The sequence below is a fragment of the Pseudomonas sp. NPDC087336 genome (assembly GCF_044744285.1).
GTDB lineage: Bacteria > Pseudomonadota > Gammaproteobacteria > Pseudomonadales > Pseudomonadaceae > Aquipseudomonas.
Genome location: NZ_JBIUYA010000010.1, coordinates 124,816 through 144,785, shown reverse-complemented (window position 1 = coordinate 144,785; position 19,970 = coordinate 124,816). Strand labels below are relative to the sequence as shown.

General features: G+C 64.2%; 17 protein-coding genes. 12 read left to right on the top strand and 5 right to left on the bottom strand.

Features of this window, described 5'->3' with window-relative positions; genetic code table 11:
- Nucleotides 1–5: 5 nt before the first annotated feature.
- From ACIO0C_RS12700 to ACIO0C_RS12685, 4 genes are all read right to left on the bottom strand, one after another.
- Complete coding sequence (locus ACIO0C_RS12700; protein WP_401312276.1) at nt 6–938, bottom strand: acetaldehyde dehydrogenase (acetylating); 933 nt, start codon at nt 936–938, stop codon at nt 6–8.
- A 37-nt stretch (nt 939–975) separates the two neighbouring features.
- A complete protein-coding gene (locus ACIO0C_RS12695) occupies nt 976–1,767 on the bottom strand; it encodes a fumarylacetoacetate hydrolase family protein (RefSeq protein WP_401312274.1) in 792 nt (263 codons plus the stop codon).
- 68 nt (nt 1,768–1,835) lie between these two features.
- Nucleotides 1,836–2,609, bottom strand: coding sequence for a glucose 1-dehydrogenase (locus ACIO0C_RS12690; protein WP_008062485.1), 774 nt, complete (start codon nt 2,607–2,609; stop codon nt 1,836–1,838).
- 61 nt (nt 2,610–2,670) lie between these two features.
- Entirely contained in the window at nt 2,671–3,651 is a 981-nt protein-coding gene (locus ACIO0C_RS12685) for a flavin reductase (protein ID WP_008062486.1), read from the bottom strand.
- A 217-nt stretch (nt 3,652–3,868) separates the two neighbouring features.
- Between ACIO0C_RS12685 and ACIO0C_RS12680 the strand changes: the two genes are divergently transcribed.
- The 7 genes from ACIO0C_RS12680 (at nt 3,869) to ACIO0C_RS12650 (ending at nt 14,486) form a co-directional block, all read left to right on the top strand.
- Complete coding sequence (locus ACIO0C_RS12680) at nt 3,869–5,305, top strand: coniferyl aldehyde dehydrogenase (RefSeq protein WP_401312270.1); 1,437 nt, start codon at nt 3,869–3,871, stop codon at nt 5,303–5,305.
- Between the two features lie 66 nt (nt 5,306–5,371).
- Nucleotides 5,372–6,967, top strand: a complete 1,596-nt coding sequence (locus ACIO0C_RS12675) for an amidase (RefSeq protein WP_401312267.1) — start codon at nt 5,372–5,374, stop codon at nt 6,965–6,967.
- 130 nt (nt 6,968–7,097) lie between these two features.
- Nucleotides 7,098–8,285, top strand: a complete 1,188-nt coding sequence (locus tag ACIO0C_RS12670; protein ID WP_008062489.1) for an acyl-CoA dehydrogenase family protein — start codon at nt 7,098–7,100, stop codon at nt 8,283–8,285.
- A 108-nt stretch (nt 8,286–8,393) separates the two neighbouring features.
- Nucleotides 8,394–10,103, top strand: coding sequence for an FAD-dependent oxidoreductase (locus ACIO0C_RS12665; RefSeq protein ID WP_401312264.1), 1,710 nt, complete (start codon nt 8,394–8,396; stop codon nt 10,101–10,103).
- Between the two features lie 9 nt (nt 10,104–10,112).
- A complete protein-coding gene (locus tag ACIO0C_RS12660) occupies nt 10,113–11,807 on the top strand; it encodes an FAD-binding protein (protein ID WP_401312262.1) in 1,695 nt (564 codons plus the stop codon).
- Complete coding sequence (locus ACIO0C_RS12655; protein ID WP_401312260.1) at nt 11,804–12,832, top strand: 2Fe-2S iron-sulfur cluster-binding protein; 1,029 nt, start codon at nt 11,804–11,806, stop codon at nt 12,830–12,832. The genes ACIO0C_RS12660 and ACIO0C_RS12655 overlap by 4 nt, the downstream gene beginning before the upstream one ends.
- A 22-nt stretch (nt 12,833–12,854) precedes the next feature.
- The gene (locus ACIO0C_RS12650; protein ID WP_401312257.1) at nt 12,855–14,486 is read left to right on the top strand and encodes a FadD3 family acyl-CoA ligase; all 1,632 of its coding nucleotides are present in this window, start codon (nt 12,855–12,857) and stop codon (nt 14,484–14,486) included.
- Here the strand turns inward: ACIO0C_RS12650 and ACIO0C_RS12645 are convergent.
- A complete protein-coding gene (locus ACIO0C_RS12645) occupies nt 14,483–15,268 on the bottom strand; it encodes an enoyl-CoA hydratase (RefSeq protein WP_008062499.1) in 786 nt (261 codons plus the stop codon). The two genes, ACIO0C_RS12650 and ACIO0C_RS12645, sit on opposite strands and share 4 nt — an antisense overlap.
- Nucleotides 15,269–15,417: 149 nt before the next feature.
- Here ACIO0C_RS12645 and ACIO0C_RS12640 point away from each other — a divergent pair, with 149 nt between their 5' ends.
- From ACIO0C_RS12640 to ACIO0C_RS12620, 5 genes are read left to right on the top strand one after another with little or no spacing between them, the layout of a single operon-like run.
- Complete coding sequence (locus ACIO0C_RS12640) at nt 15,418–16,203, top strand: SDR family oxidoreductase (protein WP_008062500.1); 786 nt, start codon at nt 15,418–15,420, stop codon at nt 16,201–16,203.
- Between the two features lie 57 nt (nt 16,204–16,260).
- Nucleotides 16,261–17,238, top strand: a complete 978-nt coding sequence (locus ACIO0C_RS12635) for a bifunctional MaoC family dehydratase N-terminal/OB-fold nucleic acid binding domain-containing protein (RefSeq protein WP_401312254.1) — start codon at nt 16,261–16,263, stop codon at nt 17,236–17,238.
- An 8-nt stretch (nt 17,239–17,246) separates the two neighbouring features.
- Nucleotides 17,247–18,380 carry an acyl-CoA dehydrogenase family protein gene (locus ACIO0C_RS12630; RefSeq protein ID WP_401312251.1) on the top strand — a complete coding sequence of 378 codons (1,134 nt, stop codon included), beginning with the start codon at nt 17,247–17,249 and terminating at the stop codon, nt 18,378–18,380.
- Nucleotides 18,352–18,771, top strand: coding sequence for a MaoC family dehydratase (locus ACIO0C_RS12625; RefSeq protein WP_008062504.1), 420 nt, complete (start codon nt 18,352–18,354; stop codon nt 18,769–18,771). The genes ACIO0C_RS12630 and ACIO0C_RS12625 overlap by 29 nt, the downstream gene beginning before the upstream one ends.
- A gap of 19 nt (nt 18,772–18,790) precedes the next feature.
- On the top strand, nt 18,791–19,969 hold the full coding sequence (locus ACIO0C_RS12620; protein ID WP_008062505.1) for a lipid-transfer protein: 1,179 nt from the start codon (nt 18,791–18,793) through the stop codon (nt 19,967–19,969).
- The last annotated feature ends 1 nt before the right edge of the window (nt 19,970 follow it).

The following is a 19,970-nucleotide window of genomic DNA, read 5'->3' as shown; positions in this document are numbered from 1 at the left end:
GCTCCTTAGACGGTGGCAGGTTTTGGGGTGCTGGTGGCGCCGAGAGTCAGTGCGCCCTTGAGCATTTCTTCGGCAAACATTTCGGCAGTGCGCGCCGCAGCGGCGGTCATGATGTCGAGGTTGCCGGCATAGGTGGGCAGGTAGTCACCCAGTCCTTCGACTTCCATGTAGATCGACACCCGATTGCCGTCGAACACCGGACCGTTGACCAGTTTGTAGCCGGGCACATAGCGCTGGACCTCCTCGATCATGGCCGCGATCGAGGCGCTGATGGCCGCCTGGTCGGGCTCGGTTTCGGTCAGGCAATGCACGGTGTCACGCATGATCAACGGCGGTTCGGCGGGGTTGACGATGATGATCGCCTTGCCTTTTTTCGCGCCGCCGACCTGTTCCACGGCGGCGGCGGTGGTGCGTGTGAACTCATCGATGTTCTTGCGTGTGCCCGGGCCCACCGATTTGGAGGCCGCGGTGGCAATGATTTCGGCATAGGCCACCGGTTGCACGTGGGACACAGCGGCTACCAGTGGAATGGTCGCCTGGCCGCCGCACGTGACCATATTGACGTTCATCGCGCCGAGGCCGAGGTTGTGCTTGAGGTTGACGGGAGGCACGCAGTAGGGACCGATGGCTGCCGGGGTCAGGTCGATCATCAACACGCCCAAGGCGTTGAGCTTGCGGCTGTTCTCGGCATGCACGTACGCGGAGGTCGCATCGAAGGCGATCTGGATACCGTCTTGCAGTACATGCGGCAGCAGACCGTCGACGCCTTCGCTGGTGGTCTTCAGACCCATTGCTGCGGCGCGGGCCAGACCTTCGGAGGTGGCATCGATACCCACCATCCAGACCGGCTCCAGTACTTCGCTGCGCTTGAGTTTGTACAACAGGTCGGTGCCGATGTTGCCTGGCCCGATGAGGGCGCATTTGATCTTTTTGCTCATGGCATTGTTCTCGATCAGAAGAAGAGTGGGCGACGATTCAGGGCACGAAATTCAAGTGCATCTCGCCCAGGCCGCTCAGCGACAGGCTGATGATGTCTCCCGGGGCGACCGGTACCAGCGGTGCCAGGGCACCGGACAGAATGATTTCACCCTTGCGAAAGGGGATGCCCAGCTTGCCTAGGGTATTGGCCAGCCAGGCCACGGCCGCGCAGGGGTGGCCTTGCACCGCCGAGCCCAGGCCGCTGCCCACGTGGTAGCCGTTCTTGAACAGCTCTAACTGGACCTTGGCCAGGTCCAGTTCACGGGGATTGACGCGTTGCTGGCCGAGGGCGAACACGCCGCAGGAGGCATTGTCGGCAACGGTGTCCTGAATGCGGATCTGCCAGTTCTCGATCCGCGAATCGACAATTTCGAAGCACGGCAGTACCCACTCGCTGGCCGACAGCACATCCTCGGCGCTGATGTCGCTACCTTGCAGGTCTTCGCCAAGTACAAAGGCGATCTCGCCTTCGGCCCGCGGCTGTACCAGGCGGTGTGCGGCAAAGCTGATGTCGCTGCCATCGGCGACCTGCATACGGTCGGTCAGAAAGCCGAAATCCGGTTGATGGACATCAAGCATTTCTTGCACGGCGCGGCTGGTAACGCCGATCTTCTTGCCGATCACCTGCTCACCCAGGGCTTCACGCCGGGCCAGGAAGCGCAGGGAAATTCGGTAGGCCTCATCGAGGCTGATGGCCGGGTAGCGCTGGGTCAGCGGCGTCAGGCTTTGGCGTGCTTGAAGGGCGTTGAACAGTTCGTCGCCCAAGGATTCAATCAGGTGCGCATCCATGGAAAGGTCGCTCTGTGGCAAGTAAATGAAATGCCGGACGACTTGCAGCAGCGCCCGGCAACAAGGCCTCAACCCGGCCAGACGCTGGAATCGGCACCGCCATCGACATCAATGATTTTGCCGGTGACCCACGCGGAGGCGGGGCAGGCCAAATACAGGGCGGCGGCAGCGATATCTTCCGGCTGGCCCAGGCACTTGAGCGGGGTGTTGGCTTCCATCGTGCTGCGCATGCTGTCGGGCATGACCCCGGCCAGGGCGTCGGTGAGGATCGGTCCCGGTGCCACCGCATTGACCCTGATCTGCGGCGCGAACTCTTGTGCCAGCAGGCGTGTCAAGTGGGTCAGCGCAGCCTTGGCAGTGCCATAGGCGCTGAAATGGCGCTGGGCATAGCGGGCCGCGACCGAGGTGATATTGATGATGTTGCCGCCCCCGGCTTCGCGCATCAGCGGGACGCACTGCTGCGCCAGGGCGTAAGCGGCGGTGACGTTGAAGTTCATCACCTGCTCGAAATCTTCCGGGCTCATCGTCAGCGGGTCGTTCGGGCCACCACCGCCGGCGTTATTGACCAGGTGGGTAATGCGACCCATCTGTTCGCGGGCGTTGCTGACCAGTGCAATGCGCTGTTCGCTGTCGGTGACATCGCAGCTCAAGGCCAGGGCGCGACGCCCACGGCTTCGCACTTCTTCAGCGACGGCCTCTATGTCTTCCAGCGAGCGGGCGCTGCAGACCACATCGGCACCGGCATCGGCGTAGGCCAGGGCAATGGCGCGACCGATGCCACGGCCGCTGCCGGTGACAATGGCGACACTGCCAGCAAGGTTGAAGCGTTGCAGAATGCTCATGGCTGTCCTTGTTGTTCCAATGGATCGGTTGCTGTCTCAAGCGTTGCGACGCAGGTCGCACTCAGCGCGGTGCCCACAGGTCCGGCAGGCCTGGGTCGGAGGTGGCGATCAGGCGCTTGAGCAGCACCTTGAGTGCCTGGGCATCACCGGCACCCAGGCGCGTGGAAATATCCTCTTCGACTGCTTTGGCCAAGGCGACTTCCTGCATCGATGCCTCACGCCCGTCGGCGGTCAGCACATAGCGCACCTCCTCGCCGTCAATCTCTCGGGCCACCAGGTTCTGGCGTTCGAGAAAGCGCATGCTCGAAGCACTGACCACATGACCGGTGTAGCCGACGAATGTGTTGATCTCATCCAGGGTCAAGTTGTCGCGAATGCACAGGGTCGAAAGGATGAAAAAAGCGTGCTCATCGAGCTGCTGGTTTTTCAGCAGGCGTCGCAACGCAAACAGCATCTGGTAGTGCGAGCGGCCGAGCAGGTAGCCGAGCAAGTCTTCGGTGTAGCTGCATTCGGGCGGCGGCGGGGTGGTTGCCAGGCGCAGCTCACTGCGTGGCTTGCGCATCGCCAGGGCGTATTGGCCGCTCTGGAAGGCCAGCGGCGCACGGTCGCTGTGGTCGAAGGCGAGCACTTCGCCGACGAAGATCACATGGTCGCCACCTTCATACTGGAACGCCGTGCGGCACTGGAAGCGCGCCGTGCAGTCCTGCAGCAAGGGTGCACCACTGATCCCGGTGTCGAGCTGGATTTCGGAAAACTTGTCTTCGCCCTGGCGGGCAAAGCGTCCGGACAATGACTCTTGCTCGGTCGACAGGACGTGCACGTTCCAGTGGCCGCCGCTGCTGAAGACCGGCAGACTGCGGGCGGTCTTGGACAAACTCCAGAGCACCAGCGGCGGATTGAGCGAGACCGAATTGAAGCTGTTGGCGGTGATACCAACCGGTGAGCCATCTTCGGCCTGGGTGGTGACGATCGTCACCCCTGTGGTAAAGGTGCCGAGCGCGGCGCGAAACGCTTGAGGGTCGAAACTGGCGGGCGTTGCCATGATGGGCCTCATGGAATGAGTGTGCGTGCTGGCAGTATTCCTTGCGAAACGGGGATTCACATCGTCTCAACGGACTAACGTTTTTGGCCCACTCGTCCACTTGGACGAGGCGGCTGGCGGGGGCTGGGGCTAGTTTGCAGTTCGGGGCGTTGTGCAATGACGGCCATGGTGGGTGCAGAGGTGTAGCGCTGGCCCTTGTAAAGTTGAGGAGGCACCAATGAGTTGTGCAATTTCATCCGTCGACGGTCTGTCGGCCCTGTTGCTTGATCAAAAAGCTGCGTTCAACACCCAGGGTGCCGTCAGTGCGCCGCAACGGCGTGAACGAATCCAGCGCGTGATCGACATGCTGGTGGCGCACCACCAGGCGCTGGCAGAGGCCATGGATAGTGATTTCGGCGGTCGCCCCCAGGGGTTCTCGTTAATGAATGATGTGCTGGGCTCCCTGGGTTCGCTCAAACATGCGCGCGACCATCTGGAAGGCTGGATGCAGGATGAGCCTCGGCAAGTCTTCAGTCCCTACGATCATCTCGGTGCCCAAGCCTGGGTGATGTATCAGCCCAAGGGCACGGTGGGAATTCTGGGCACCTGGAACGCGCCGCTGTATACCTTGCTCAGCCCTTTGGCTTCGGCGCTGGCGGCGGGTAACCGGGCGATCCTCAAGCCTTCGGAGGTGGTGCCGCGTACGGCCGCGCTGGTGGCGCAACTGTTCAGTGAACTGTTCGACCCGCTCGAAGTGGCAGTGGTCACTGGCGGAGCGGATCTGGCCCAGGCCTTCACGGCGCAGCCTTTCGATCATCTGGTGTTTACCGGCAGCACCGCCGTGGCCAAATCGGTGATGCGAAATGCAGCCGATAACCTGGTGCCCGTGACCCTGGAGCTGGGCGGGAAGTCGCCGGTCATTATCGGGCGCAGCGCCGAGCTGGGGACCACAGCGTTTCGTATTGCCTTGTCCAAGACCACCAACAGCGGCCAGGTCTGCATCAACCCGGACCTGGTCTACGTGCCACGCGAGCAACTGGAAAGCTTCCTCGACGCCTTTACCAGCGTTTATCGCGAATTGATCCCCGAGGTGAGTGACAACCCGGATGTGGTGGCGGTGGTCAATGCCCAGCACCTGGCCCGAGTTGAAAACCTGGTTCAGCAAGCCCGGCACGCTGGCGCCAGGGTCGAGAGCCTGCCTCACGCACAGCCGGCCGATCCACAAAACCGCCGTCGTCCGCTGCAACTGGTGATCGACCCGCCTCAAGACAGCCTGATCATGCACGAAGAAATCTTCGGTCCGGCGATGGTGGTGTTGCCCTACGACGACGTCGAGCAGGTCATTGCCCATATAAACGGCCGCCCGCGACCGCTGGCCCTTTACTACTTTGGCAATGATGCCCGGGAGCAGGACCATGTGCTGACGCACACCTTGTCGGGCGGCGTCACCCTCAATGACGTGATGATGCATGCCGCCTTGCATGACGCGCCCTTTGGCGGTGTCGGCGCGTCGGGCATGGGGCACTATCACGGCCGCGAAGGCTTTATCGAGTTTAGCCATCTGCGCACGGTACTCAAGGCCCCGGAACACGATCCTCGCCGCGAATGGGGTTTGCTACCGCCCTACAGTGAGCACTTTCTCGCCGCGATGGTGGCGCAGATCACCCCGGACTGACGGGGGATGCTGACGTGAGGTGAGTCATTCGATATGAAAAACACAATTAAAAACGGAATTCAGCACATGGAACACGATCCATTGCCACAAGGCGACACAGCTGTTTCACTCTGCGCCAATGTTGCTGACGGCTGGCCTCGGCGCCAGGTGCTCAAAGCCAGCGTTGCAGCACTGGGTGTGGGGCTTCTGGGGCGTTTTGCCGATGTCCGTGCGGCGAGCGGTTTATCGGCCGGCGACTATCAGGACCTGGATGCCTGGGCCATGGTCAAGGGCCTGCAGGCCGGCCACTTCAGCGCCGAGGACTTGCTGGCCGCGGCGATTGCCCGCTGTGAGCTGGTCAATCCGAAGGTGAATGCGGTCAACATGCGCCATGACGATTATGCCCATGCACTGCTGGCGGCCAGGCGCAAGGCCGCCACCCAGGCCCAGGGTTCGCTGGCGGGCGTGCCGATCCTGCTCAAGGATCTCAACACGTACCTGCAAGGTACGACCACCAGCAACGGCAGCCGTCTGTTCAAGGACGCGCCGCCGGCGAGCCTGACCAGCACCCTGATCCGCCGTTATGAACTGGCCGGGGCAGTACCTTTCGGCAAGGCCGCCAGCCCGGAATTTGGCCTGACCACGACTACCGAGTCGCTGGCCTGGGGGCAAACCCGCAATCCCTGGAACCCGGCGTTGAGCGCTGGTGGATCTTCCGGTGGCTCCGCCGCGGCGGTGGCTGCCGGCATCGTGCCGGTCGCCCATGCCACCGACGGCGGTGGCTCGATTCGCATTCCAGCCTCCTATTGCGGGCTGGTCGGGCTCAAGCCGACGCGCTACCGCACCCCAAGCGGGCCGACGCGCCTTGAAGGCTCGTTCGGTGCCAGTGTCGCCAACGTGGTCTCGCGCAGCGTGCGCGATACCGCCTTGTTCCTCGACGCCGGGCAGGGCCATGAGCCGGGTAGCCCGTATTGGACCCAGCCGTTGCAACGGTCCTATGTCGAGGAAATAGGCCGCGAACCCGGTCGTCTGCGGGTGGGCCTGGTGCGTGAGTCGCTGACCGGTGCGCCGTTGGACCCGGCCATTGCCAAGGTCCTGGAGGAGACGGTCAAGCAGTTGCTCGGCCTTGGTCACGAGGTGGATGAACTGCGCTTGCCGATTCAGGCCCAGCAGTTGTTCGGCGCTCATGGTGTGGCGATCGGCAATTCCTTGCTGGCGATGGTCGATGACCGTGAAAAGGCACTGGGGCGCACGTTGGGGCCGCAGGATCTGGAAATCATCACCTTTGGTGTGCTGGAGCGAGCGAGCAAGGCCACGGGTGAGGGCGTCGTCCGCGCACGGCATGCGTTTGAAGACATCAGCATGGCCATGGAACAGCAGTTCGAGCGTTTTGATGTGATCCTCTCACCGGTCACCGCCAGCCTGACACCGGCATTGGGCGAACTCTCGCTCAACCAGCCCTACGAAAGCTACGCACGCAAGGCCATGGGCAGCGCCGGTTTCACCGTGCTGGCCAACGTCAGCGGGCAACCGGCCATTTCATTGCCGCTGGGCATGAGTGACAGCGGTCTGCCAGTGGGCATGATGTTCACCGCTCGCCTGGGCGCCGAAGACGTGCTGCTGCGATTGGCTTCGCAACTGGAGCAGGACCGTCCCTGGGCCGCCAGGCGCGCAGTGATTTAAGCTTGTAACGGCCAGGGATGGCGCCGCGCAACTGTTCTCTAGTCCGCTTTGACGATGAATAATCGTTTGCTGCGTTCGATCATCAACCAAGGCTCGCGCAACCGCGCAACGAGATTGGGAGAACGAACGGATGGACAGCATGCGAGTAAAAACGCGGGAAGAAATCCAACTGCTGGAGCAGGCTCGGCGCCTGGTGCCGGCACTCAAGAACCGCACCGCGCGAGCTGATCGCGAGTTCCGGGTACCTGACGAAACGATATACGAGCTGCAGCAGGCCGGCCTGTTGCGAGCGCTGCAGCCCCGGGCATTCGGCGGCTACGAGGTCGACCCGCGAACCTTTTTCGAAATCCAGATGATCCTCGCCGAAGGCTGCATGTCCACGGCATGGATCTACGGTGTGATGGGCGTACACCCCTGGCAGCTGGCGCGTTACCCGATCGAAGCCCAGCGCGACGTCTGGGGCCAGGATCAATCGACGCTGATTTCCTCCACCTACATGCCGGTGGCCAAGGTCACCGTGGTTGAAGGCGGCTACCGCATCAGCGGGCGCTGGGGATTTTCCAGCGGCAGCGAACACTGTCAATGGTGCTTGCTGGGTGGCGTACTGCCGGCCGATGGCGACCAGGCGGCTGAGCACGGCACCTTCCTGATCCCGCGCAGCGACTACCGTATCGAGCATAACTGGGACGTCCTGGGGCTGCGCGGCACCGGCAGCCACGACATCGTGGTCGAGGATGCCTTCGTGCCGGCACACCGGGTGCAACGCACCAACAACAACACAATCGACGCTACGCCGGGACGCCTGGTCAACACCAACCCGATCTACGCCATTCCCTTTGCCCAGGTGTTCACCCGGGCGGTGTCCTCATCGGCCATCGGCGCCTTGCAGGGGGCGATCAACGAGTTTCGCGCCAGCGCCGCCGCGCACATCGGCAAACACGGGATGAAAACCGCCGATGACCCGGTGGCACAAACCACGGTGGCGGAGGCCACGATCACCGTCGACAGCCTGAGGCTGGTGCTTGAGCGCAACTACGCGCACCTGATGCAACTGGCCGAGGCGGGCGAGTACCCGGACGTGGAAACCCGTTTGCTGTACCGCTACCAATCCTCTTATGTCACCAACATCTGCGCCGAGAAGGTCAACGAACTGCTGCGCTGCATGGCCGCCTCGGGGTTGTACAACACCAATCCGGTGGCACGCCTGTTCCGCGACCTGCACCAGGCGCGCGGGCATATCGCCAACAACTACATGGCCTTCAGTCGCAGCCTCGGTGCCGTGCAGATGGGCCTGCCCAACCCCGACCCGTACGTATGAGTCGTGCCCGGGCCTGCACGCAGGCCCGGGCCTGCACGCAGGCCCGGGCCTGCCAACCCCTGGCCGGCATGCCGGGATCTTTGCGAATACAGCCAAGGCACAAGAACAATGACAGCTAAAGCTCAGCCTGTTTCTCACTATGACGTGATCGTCGTCGGCTCCGGCGCAGGGGCAATGACCTCGGCGCTGTTTGCCGCCGACCAGGGTCTGTCGGTATTGGTTGTGGAAAAAAGCGACAAGTTCGGCGGCACGTCGGCGATCTCCGGCGGCGGCATCTGGATTCCCAACAACCACTATTTTGCCGCCAAGGGTGGTCAAGACAGCTTTGAACTGGCGCTGCGCTACCTCAAAGCGGCCACGGGTGAGCATGGCGATGAAAAGCGCTTGCGCGCCTACCTCAAACACGCGCCTCAGATGATCCAGGCCCTGGAACACACCAGCCACGTGCGCTACGCCGTGGCGCAGAAATACCCCGATTATTACCCGCAACTGCCAGGCTCCCTGGCGGGCGGGCGCACCCTGGACCCGGAGTTGTTCGACACCAGTCTGTTGGGTGACGAACTGGCGAACCTGCGCGCACCTTCACCTTCGACCCTGCTGATGGGGCGTATTGCCTGGACCGCCCGGCATGCGCACAAGGCCATGTCCCGCTCGTTCGGCTGGCGCCTGCTGATCCTCGGCCTGATGCTGCGCTACAAGCTGGATTTCAAGTGGCGTCGCAAGAGCCGTCGCGATCGTCGCGCCGCTCTGGGCAGTTCCCTGGTTGCCTCCCTGCGCCGTTCCCTGATGGACCGCAACATCCCGTTGTGGCTCAACACCGACTTCCAGTCTCTGCTGACCGAGGATGGCCGCGTCAGTGGCGTGCAGGTCTGCCGGGACGGTGAGACGTTGCAGCTGCATGCCCGGCGTGGGGTGATCTTCGGCTCAGGCGGCTTCGAGCAGAACCAGGCGCTGCGCGAGCGCTACCTGCCGCAGCCGACCCAGCGGGACTGGAGCGCCACGCCGCCGGGCAACAACACCGGCGCCGCGCTGGAGGCCGGGGTTGCGCTGGGGGCGGCAACGGCCCTGATGGACTGGGCCTGGTGGGCGCCGACCATTGCCGTGCCGGGCGAAGACAAGCCACGGGGCGTGTTTGCCGAGCGGGCGTTCCCGGGGGCCCTGGTGGTCAACAGCCTGGGCCGGCGTTTCGTCAACGAGGCGGCCCCGTACCTGGAATTTGTCGACGCCATGTACCGCGACAACCAGAACACCGGTGGGCAGTCGATACCGGCCTGGGTGATCTTCGATGGGCACTTTCGCTTCAACTACGCCATGGGGCCGTTGATGCCGGCCCAGGTCATGCCCGACAGCCGCCTGCGCAAGCAGTGGCTCAATTCCCTGTACTTCAAGGCGGACAGCCTGTCGGCGCTGGCGGCGCAGATTGGCGTCGACAGTGCCGGGCTGGAACAGACCGTGACACGCATGAACGAGTTCGCCCGCAGTGGCGTCGATACCGACTTCGGCCGTGGCGGCAACATTTTCGACCGTTACTATGGCGACAGCAATGTGAAGCCCAACCCGTGCCTGGCGCCGCTGAGCAAGGGACCGTATTACGCCATGCGCCTGGATGCTGGCGACATCGGCACGAAGGGCGGGCTGTTGACCAACGAGCACGCCCAGGTCGTCAGTCAGGACGGCGAAGCGATTCCCGGCCTGTATGCCATTGGCAACTGTTCGGCGTCGGTGATGGGCACCAGCTATCCCGGTGCGGGCGGGACACTTGGGCCAGCCATGACCTTTGGCTACATCGCGGCCAACCACATTGCCGCGCAACGCTGAGGAGCTGCCATGCCTGCCGCTGTGAACTCAACCTGTACCCCGATCCAGCCGGCCTTGCAGGTGGCCGACGCCGACGCCGTGCACTGGGATAATCAGTGTGACGTGCTGGTCATCGGCTGGGGGGCGGCCGGTGCCTGCGCCGCCCTCGAAGCCCGCGCCAACGGCGCCGATGTGCTGGTGGCCGATCGCTTTACCGGCGGTGGTGCCAGCGCCAAGAGCGGCGGTGTCGTCTACGCCGGCGGTGGCACCCGCCAGCAAATGGCCGCAGGCTTTGCCGACACGCCCGAGGCGATGTTCACTTACCTGCGGCACGAGACCCAGGGCGTGGTAACTGACGCCACCTTGCAACGCTTTTGCCAAGACAGCGTGGCCAACCTGGCCTGGCTGGAAGGCCATGGCGTGCCCTATGCCCACAGCATGCCGCCGGGCGGCAAGACTTCGTACCCCTCGGACGGCCACTTTCTCTACTACTCCGGCAACGAGCTGGTGCCTTCGCACCGCGATGAGCTGCCACCAGCTCCCCGCGGCCATCGCACCGTGGGCAAGGGCCAATGCGGCGCGGTGCTGTATTCGCACCTCAAGGCTGCCTGCCTGCGCAACGGTATACGTCCCAAGCTCCAGGCGGCGGCCCGGCGCCTGGTGATTGACCGTACGGGGCAGGTGTTGGGCGCCGAACTCTGGTGCCTGCCCGCCGGCAGTGCGCAGGCGCGGTTGCATGCCAGATGGGCCGCACGGGCCGAGCGCCTGCAGAACTTCGCCCCTCGCTACTGCGACAGGTTGCGCCAGCGCGTGCATCAACTGGAGTGTGATTTCGCCCGTCCGCAACTGGTGCGTGCCCGCCGTGGAGTGGTGCTCAGTACCGGCGGGTTCATCTTCAACCGCGAGCTGATCAGCCAGCATGCGCCGAAGTTTCGTCGCAACTTCAAGGTCGGGGCGACCGGCTGCGATGGCAGCGGCCTGCGCCTGGGGCTCAGTGCCGGCGCGGTGAGCGATCGATTGCAGCGGGTCTCGGCCTGGCGCTTCATCAACCCGCCGCTGTGCTGGCCCAAGGGCATTGTGGTCAATACCCTTGGCCAGCGTTTCGTCAACGAAGAAGTCTACGGGGCGACGCTGGGCCAACCCCTGTGCGAAGAGCAGGGTGGCAAGGCGTGGCTGGTGCTGGATGCGCGCTTGCGCGGCCAGTCGATCAAGCAGGCGCTGTTCGCTGGTTACTGGTGGTTCCAGAGTCTGCCGGCACTGTTGCTGATGCTGCGCGGTGTGCGCAAGGGCCAGAGCATTGAGCAGTTGGCCCAGGTCACGGGCATGCGTGCCGATGTGCTGCGTGGCTCCTTGCTTGCCTACAACGCCGCCGCACGGGGTGACGCCGAGGATGCTTTCGGCAAATCCCGCGACAGCCGCCAGGTGCTCGATCAGGGGCCGTTCTACGCCTGCGATATTTCGGTCGGCAATCCCGTTTTTCCCTTGGGCGCGCTGACCCTGGGCGGGCTCAAGGTCGATGAAGCCAGTGGCGCGGTGGTGGACGACCAGGGGCAGCCGATCCCCGGCCTCTACGCGGCCGGGCGCACCGCCATTGGCATTCCTTCGCACCTGTACGTCAGCGGCCTGTCGCTGGCCGATTGTGTGTTTTCCGGGCGGCGTGCCGGGCGGTCGCTGACGACTGCCAGGACCCGCGTCGAAGTCGAACCCAGCGAGCAATTGATATGAGCCTGGACTACCTGACAGTGCGCGTGGCGCGCGTGATTGAAGAGACCGCCGACAGCCGCTCCCTGGAGTTCGAGCTGCCAGAGGCACTGGCGCAACGTTTCCGTTATCGCCCCGGGCAATTCCTGACCCTGCGGGTGCCGCACCAGGGCAGCTGGTTACCACGCTGCTATTCGCTGTCGAGCACACCGCTGCTCGATGAGCCGTTGCGCGTCACGATCAAGCGGGTGCGGGACGGGCGCGCCTCGAACTGGCTGTGCGACGCCGTGCAGGCGGGTGACAGCCTGCAGGTGCTGGTGCCGGCCGGGGTCTTTGTGCCGCGCCAGCTGGACACTGACCTGCTGTTGTTCGGCGGCGGCAGCGGTGTGACCCCGTTGCTGTCGATCCTGCGTTCGGCGCTGCTGACGGGGTCCGGGCGGATCCTGCTGATCTACGCCAACCGTGACGAAGCCTCGGTGATCTTTCGCGACTCGCTCAAGGCCCTGGCCAGTGCGCACCCGCAGCGCTTGCAGGTGGTGCACTGGCTCGACTCGGTGCAAGGCATTCCGGCGGTGAGCCAGCTGGCGGAACTGGCCCGGCCGTTTGCCCGAGCCGAAGCGTTTATCTGCGGTCCCGGACCGTTCATGGATGCTGCCGTCAGCGCCTTGCAGAGCCTGGATATGCCCACCGCGCAGATCCATGTCGAACGATTCGTTTCCCTGCCCGAAGAGGGCGCGGTCACGGCGCCGGTCATCGTCGATACCAGCCAGCCGGCCAGCCAGCTTTCGGTGCGCCTGGACGGTGAAGAATTCGAGGTGCCTTGCGCCGAAGGCGAAACCCTGCTCGATGCCATGCGCCGGGCGGGCCTGAAACCGCCGAGTTCCTGCCTGGTGGGCTCCTGTGCCACCTGCATGTGTACCGTCGAAAGTGGCGAAGTGCAGATGCTGCGCAACGATGCCCTTGATCAACAGGAAATGGACCAGGGCTGGACGCTGGCGTGCCAGTCCCTGGCCCGCAGCGAGCACCTGCGGGTGCTCTTTCCCGAATAACCCGATAGCCGAGTTTGTCACTATGACCGCATCTTCCGCATTACCGGGCACCTTGACTGCCTGGAACCCGTTGCCCTTGTCGATTCCCGCCTTGCTGTTCGCCAGTGCCGAACGCTTCGCCGGCCGGGCGGCCATCGAGCAAGACGGTATAACCACCGATTACCGTGATTTACCGGCATTGGCGCTCGGTGTCTGCCGCAGCCTGATGGCTCTGGGAATCGAGGCGGGCGACCGCGTGGCGATCTGGGCACCGAACTGCCGCGATTGGGTGATCGCAGCCCTGGGTGTGCATTGCGCAGGGGCGGTACTGGTACCGATCAACACCCGCATGAAAGGTGCGGAGGCCGCCGACATCCTGACCCGCAGCCAGGCGCGTGTGTTGTTGATGCAGGGCGAGTTTCTCGGCCTGGACTACCAGGCGATGCTGGCGCCGCTTCGCCCGGCCAGCCTGGAGCAACTGGTGGTCATGGGGCCGGCGCAGCCGCGGTTGGCCACCGACCTTGGCTGGGACGGTTTTCTCGCCAGGGGCGAGTCGGTCAGTGAGGTGAAAGCCCGCCAGCGTGCAGTGGCGGTCGGTCCGCGGCACTTGTCGGACTTGCTGTTCACCTCAGGCACCACGGGCAAACCCAAGGGGGTGATGAGCGCCCATGGGCAAACCCTGCGCGCGTACAACGAATACGTCAGGGTGATTGGCCTGCAGCCCGGTGACCGTTACCTGATCATCAACCCGTTTTTCCATGCCTTTGGCTACAAGGCCGGCTGGCTGACCTGTCTGCTGGCCGGCGCGACCATCCTGCCCCATGCGGTGTTCGACGCCGAAGCGGTGTTCCAGCGCATCGCCGCCGAGCGCATCAGCGTACTGCCGGGGCCACCGACGCTGTACCTGTCGATGCTGGCGCACCCGCACCTGGCCGAGACCGACCTGTCGAGCCTGCGCATAGCCGTGACCGGATCATCGACCATCCCGCCGGTACTGATCGAACGCATGCGCAAGGAACTGGGCGTCGCGGTGGTGACCACGGCCTACGGCCTGACCGAATGTGGCGGCCTGGCGACCATCTGCAACCCGGATGATGCCGCCGACATCGTCGCCGCGACCAGCGGGCGGGCGATCGAAGGCACCGAAGTGTGCATCCGTTCGGCTGACAACCAGCCCGTGGCAGCGGGTGAGTCGGGGGAAATCTGCCTGCGCGGTTTCCACGTGATGCAGGGTTACTTCAACGACCCCGAGGCCACTGCCCAGGCCATCGATGCCGACGGCTGGCTGCACACCGGTGATATCGGCAACCTGGATGCCGAGGGTAACCTGCAGATCACCGACCGGCTCAAGGACATGTTCATCGTCGGCGGCTTCAACTGTTACCCGGCAGAGATCGAGGCGGGGCTGATCGAACACTCGGCCGTCGCCCAGGTGGCGGTGATCGGGGTGGCGGATGAACGCATGGGAGAAGTGGGCTGCGCCTGCGTGGTGTTGCGTCAGGGGCGGGAACTGGACGAGCCATCGCTGATCGCCTGGGCGAGGGAGCGCATGGCCAACTACAAGGTGCCGCGCCAGGTGCGGTTCTTCGAGGCGCTGCCGGTGAACGCCTCGAACAAGGTGGTCAAGAGCGAGTTGCGCGCAGCAGTGGCGGGCCAGGCCCGCTGCTGCCCTTAGCGGCCTTCGAACTGCGCAGGCCTTTTCTCGATAAAGGCCTGCATCCCTTCCTTCTGGTCCCGAGAGGCGAACAGCAAGGCATTGGCCTTGCGCTCCAGCGCGAGGCCAGTCTCCAGCGGAGCATCCATGCCCGCGAGTATGACTTCCTTGATCTGTTCGGCGGCCAGCGGCGGCATGGCAGCAATCAGCTGGGCCAGTTTCAGGGCATGGGTTTGTACCTGATCGTCATCCACCACCTCGCTGACCAGGCCGCTGACCCAGGCTTCTTCGGCGGTAATCGGCTGCCCGGTCAGAGCCATGCGCATGGCCTTGGCCTTGCCTACCGCGCGTACCAGGCGCTGGGTGCCACCAATGCCGGGCATGATGCCGATGCGGATCTCCGGTTGGCAGAAGCGCGCACTGCGCCCGGCCACGATGATGTCGGCGAGCATGGCCAGCTCGCAGCCACCGCCATAGGCGTAGCCGCACACGGCCGCTATCACCGGCTTCGGGCAATGCTGGATGGGCGCCCAGACCCGCTCGGTATGGCGCTGGTAGATATCGATCGGGCCGACCCCGGCCAGGCTGTTGATATCGCCACCGGCGGCGAACACCTTGTCGCCTCCGGTCAACAGGATGCAGCGCACCTCGGGATTGTCCCCCAGTTCGCTGAAGTACTGCGACAGCAGGGCCTGCAGCTCAAGGCTCAGGGCGTTGGTGGCGTGTGGGCGGTTAAGCCGCAGCAGGGCGACACCGGGGGTCGGGTACTCCAGCAGTACCGGCGCGGGCAGTGAGTCGGACATGGTCAACCTCAGGTCATGGGCACCAGCGGGCGGGCGCCGTTTGGCGGATTGTTGCGAGCGCGGCGCGCCGCTTCATCGTCCGTTCAGACGACGTGGCCGGGCGACTTTGTCCCTAGAGTGATCCTCAACACAAGCATGAGGAGCGTGCCATGAGTGGTCACTCGGGGCTGGATTACAACGGCAAGGTGGTATTGGTCACCGGCGGAACCAAAGGCATAGGTGCGGGCATTGCCCGTAGCTTTCTCGCCGCGGGTGCCAGGGTGATCGTGTGTGGGCGCAACGCGCCGGAACAATTGCCAGGCGTGGAGGGCGCACGGGCGGACTTCATCGCCGCCGACGTGCGAGACCAGGTCTCGCTGCAGTGCCTGTTCGACACTATCCGCAGCGACTACGGGCGCCTCGACGTGCTGATCAACAACGCCGGTGGCAGCCCGTCAGCCGACGCCGCGAGCGCCTCGCCGCGGTTTCATGAGGGGATCATCCGCCTCAACCTGATTGCCCCGCTCAACGTCGCCCAGCAAGCCAACCTGATGATGCAAACCCAGGACGAGGGCGGTTGCATCGTCTTTATCGGCAGCATCAGCGGGCTGCGCGCCTCGCCGGGCACCGCGGCCTATGGTGCGGCCAAGGCCGGGGTACTGGCGCTGGTGCAATCGCTGGCAGCGGAATGGGCGCCCAAGGTGCGGGTTGTGGCAGTGAGCCCGGGGCTGGTGCGTACCGAACTTTCACACGTGCACTACGGCGATGAAGCCGGTATCGCCGCCGTCAGTGCCGGTATCCCGGCAGGACGCATGGCCCTGCCGGAGGATATCGGCAATGCCTGTCTGTACATCGCGTCCAGGCTGGCTGGTTACGCCAGTGGATGCAATTTGTTGCTACATGGCGGCGGTGAACGCCCGGCTTATCTCAGTGCGGCGCAGGTCGCGCCGCACTGATCGACCCACGTCGGCGTTGCAGTACCGGGCGCCGCTTTGAACACGCAGGAGACGAACTTGGCTGATCCAGAATTGCTATCCAAAGTACGCGCCCTGGTTGGGCGCCAATACGGTCGCGTGAACGCCTGGGACGAAGTGAACGCACCGATGATTCGCCAGTGGTGCGAAGTCATCGGCCTTGAAAATCCGCTCTACACCGACCCCTTGACGGCAGCCAGCAGCTGCAACGACGGGATTATCGCGCCACCACCCATGCTGCAGATCTGGTGCATGGAAGGCTTCCACATCAACAACTACGCCCCGGGCTCGACCACCGAGAACCCGTATGAAGTGCTTGGACTGATGGATGCCTACGGCTATCCGTCAGTGGTGGCGGTGAACTCCGAGCTGACCTTCGAACGCAACCTGCGCCTGGGTGAAAAGCTCTACTACACCACGCGCCTGGAGTCGGTCGGCGATGAAAAGACCACGGGCCTGGGCACCGGCTTTTTTGTCACCCTGGTCATGACCTACTTCTCGCAACAGGCCGCTGGCGACGAAATAGTCGGCGAGCTGTTGTTCCGGGTCTTCAAGTTCCGCCCGGCCAGCGTGGAAAAGGTCGAGGCGCAGCCCCTGGCGAGCGTCGAACCAGTGGTGGCCAAGCGGCCGACCCCCGGCATGAGCGACGACACGCGGTTTTTCTGGGAAGGCTGCAAGCAAGGCCAGCTGTTGATCCAGCGCTGCACCCAGTGCGCCACCTTGCGGCATCCGCCGGCACCGGTGTGTATCGAGTGTCACTCGTTCGACTGGGACACCCTGCAAGCCAGCGGCAAGGGGCGGCTGTATTCCTTTGTGGTGATGCACTACCCGCAAGTGGCGCCATTTGATCATCCCAATCCGATCGGCCTGATCGAGCTGGACGAAGGCGTGCGCCTGATCGCCGGCCTGGTGGGCGTCAAGCGTGAAGACATCAGCATCGGCCAGCGTTTGCAGGTCGAATTCCAGACCTTCGACGACGATCTGGCGTTGCCGATGTTCCGGCCGTTGGCAGAGTAGGGGGCGGTATGGATTTTGAACTCAATGAAGACCAGCGCGCCATTGCCGAAATGGCGGGCAGCCTGATGAGCGACTACTGCACCGACGAGCGTCTGCGTGACTGGGATCTGTCGGGGCAAGCCTACATGCATGAACTGTGGTCCGGTTGTGTGGAAACCGGCCTGCATGCCTTGGCCATCCCCGAAGCGGCCGGTGGCAGCGGGCTGGGCATGACCGAGCTGATGCAGATCCTCGATGCCCAGGGTGGCGCTTTGGCGCAAGTGCCGCTGTGGCGTCACCAGTTGGCGGCGGCCACCCTGGCCGAATTCGGCGGTGCGCCACTGGCGCCCTGGGTTGAACAGGCCGTGACCGCCACGGGTTTGCTGACCCTGAGCCTCGATGGCCTGAGCAACGTGCGCGGCATTGAACTTCAGGCCAGCGCCGAGGCTGACGGCTGGCGGCTGGACGGGCGGGTCGCGGCGCTGGCCCTGGCCGAACAATCGGTGGCGGCGCTGGTGCTGGCCCAGGTCATGGGGCAGCCACGGCTGGTGCTGGTAGACCTGGGCCAGGCGGGTATCAGCAGCGTGGCAGGGGTCATGACCCATGGTGAAGCCGTGGCCGACCTGAGCTTCGACGGCGTCACCCTGGGCAAGCATCAGGTGCTGCCCGAGGCCGCGCTGGACTGGCTGGCACCGCGCTCGATTGCTGCCCTGGCGGCGCTGCAACTGGGCGTCAGCGCCGAGCAGGTGCACCGCACCGTGGCTTATGTCAGCGAGCGTGAGCAGTTCGACCGCAGCATCGGCAGCTTCCAGGCCGTGCAGATGAGTATGGCCGACACCCATGTGCACCTTGAGGTGCTGCGTAGTGCGCTGTGGCAACTGTGCTACCGCCTGGACGCTGGCCTGCCGGCACCTGCCGAGGCTCTGGCCACGGCGTACCTGGCCTGCGAGGCCGGGCACCGCATCGGGCACACCGCACAGCATGTGCACGGCGGTATCGGCGTCGACCTGACGTACCCGATCCACCGGTTCCTGTATTGGAGCCGGGCGCTGAGCAGTGCATTGGGAGGATCGTCGGTGATCCTGGAACGCCTCGGCGACTGGCTGAGCGATAACGACACCTTGGGATGGAAATATGACCTCGATGAACACCAAGCGCTTTGAAGACGTGCACACCGGCGAACAACTGCCCGAGCTGACGATTCCGATCACGGTCGGCCTGATTGCCGGCGGTGCGATTGCCACCCGCGACTACTTTCCCGGCCACCATGACCTGGAGGCGGCTCGCGCGCTGGGTTCGTCGCATATCTTCATGAACATCCTGACCACCAACGGCCTGGTGCAACGCTTCATCGAGCAGTGGAGCGGCCCGCAGGTGCAGTTCCGTTCGCTGAAAATCAAGCTGGGCGCGCCGAACTACCCCGGTGACAGCATGATCTTCAGCGGCGAAGTGACCCATCAGGATGCTGCTACACGCACCCTGGAAGTGACCCTCAAGGGCAAAAACTCCATGGGCAATCACGTGACCGGTACGGTCGCGCTGGTTCTGCCCTAATTCGCGGGAGACATCACAGATGACGAATTCGTCGATTTCCGGGCGCGCCGCCATTGTCGGGCTGGGCGCGACCGAGTTTTCCAAGAATTCCGGGCGCACCGAACTGCGCCTGGCCATGGAAGCGACCCTGGCGGCGCTCAAGGACGCGGGCATCGATCCATCCGAGGTCGAGGGCTTCAGTTCCTATTCGGTAGACAAGGTTCCGGAGTATGAAATTGCCCGCCTGCTGGGCTGCAAGGACGTCAAGTTCTTCTCCCAGGTGCCCCACGGTGGTGGCGCCGCCTGCGGGCCGGTGATGCATGCGGCGATGGCGGTGGCCACCGGCGTGGCCAAGGTCGTGGTGGTCTATCGGGCGATGAACGAACGCTCCTGGTACCGCTTCGGCACCGGCAGTTACGGCTTCGCCTCGACGCCGACCTTCGAGAACGTCAATTATGGCTGGTACATGCCCCACGGCTTCCACACCCCGGCGGCCTGGGTCGGGATGTTTGCCCAGCGCTACATGCACACCTACGGCGCCACCTCCGAGGACTTCGGCCGGGTCGCAGTAGCGGTACGCGATTTCGCCGCCACCAACCCCCAGGCGTTTTTCTACGGCAAGCCGATTACCCTCGAAGAGCACCAGGCTTCGCGCTGGATCTGCGAGCCGTTGCACTTGCTTGACTGCTGCCAGGAGTCCGATGGCGCGGTGGCCATGGTCATCACCTCGGCGGAGCGCGCCCGCGACCTGCCGCAAAAGCCGGTGATCATCAAGGCCGGGGCCCAGGGCATCGCCGCGGGGCAGCAAGTGATGACCTCCTACTACCGTGACGACATCACCGGCTTGCCGGAGATGGGCGTGGTCGCCAGGGAGCTGTATAGCCAGTCGCGCCTGGGCCCGCAAGACTTGCAGACGGCGGTGATCTACGACCACTTCACGCCTTTCGTGTTGCCGCAACTGGAAGAATTCGGCCTGGCCAAGCGCGGCGAGGCCAAGGAATTCATTCGCGCCGGGCACCATGCCCGTGGCGGAAAATTCCCGATCAACACCCATGGCGGGCAGTTGGGCGAGGCCTACATCCACGGCATGAACGGTATCGCCGAAGCGGTGCGACAGGTCCGTGGCACGGCGGTCAACCAGGTGGACAGTGTGGAAAACGTGCTGGTGACCGCCGGGACCGGCGTGCCTACCAGCGGCCTGATTCTCGGCGCGGTATAAG